We start from the raw sequence: 551 nt of genomic DNA on the forward strand, positions 1-551 counted from the left end.
CCGATTTGTGCAACAAGGCCCAGTGACGATGTAGAGCGGCACGGCAATCAGGGCGGTTTCGGCCAGGTCTACGGACAAGCCTTCGGCGGCAAGTGCGGCGTTGATCGTGGTCGCGGGTGAAGCGATGCCCACAGCTAGGCAGGCGGGCACGTCCCACCGGCTTTCCGGCACATGGTGAAGGACATTCCGCAGGCGCTCGGAAACGGCTGGCAGGGCCGCACAGGACCAGCCTAGGCGCTGATCCATCACCGGGGCCGCTAAGGCCACAGTGGACACGCACAGGGGCAACTGACGCTCCCCTAGCCCGCTCCAATCGGGATAGACCGCAAAGGCGGGGTCAACAGGCCACAGGCACGCATAGGGCGGCACCTGCACATAGCCGTGCATCGGCGCGGGCCGCTTCGCCGGGCTACTGTCCGCAATCCATGCGACCAGCTTTGCCATGTCGGTCGCGGCGGTCATTAGACTTCGACGCGGCTTGCCTGCGCCGCTTCAACGACTTCGTGCGAATAGTAGGACGAATGCACGTCGGCGATCCTGTGCCAAAGAAG

The 551-nt window shown here is 64.4% G+C and carries 1 protein-coding gene; it reads right to left on the minus strand.

Annotation, left to right across the window (positions count from 1 at the left end; genetic code table 11):
* Nucleotides 1-462 (minus strand): hypothetical protein (locus tag ACFMPD_RS17575; RefSeq protein ID WP_380997367.1); only part of this gene is annotated, 462 nt, incomplete at its 3' end.
* Nucleotides 463-551 lie beyond the last annotated feature (89 nt).

The sequence above is a fragment of the Sedimentitalea sediminis genome, from assembly GCF_042687825.1.
In the GTDB taxonomy this organism is placed as follows: domain Bacteria; phylum Pseudomonadota; class Alphaproteobacteria; order Rhodobacterales; family Rhodobacteraceae; genus Sedimentitalea.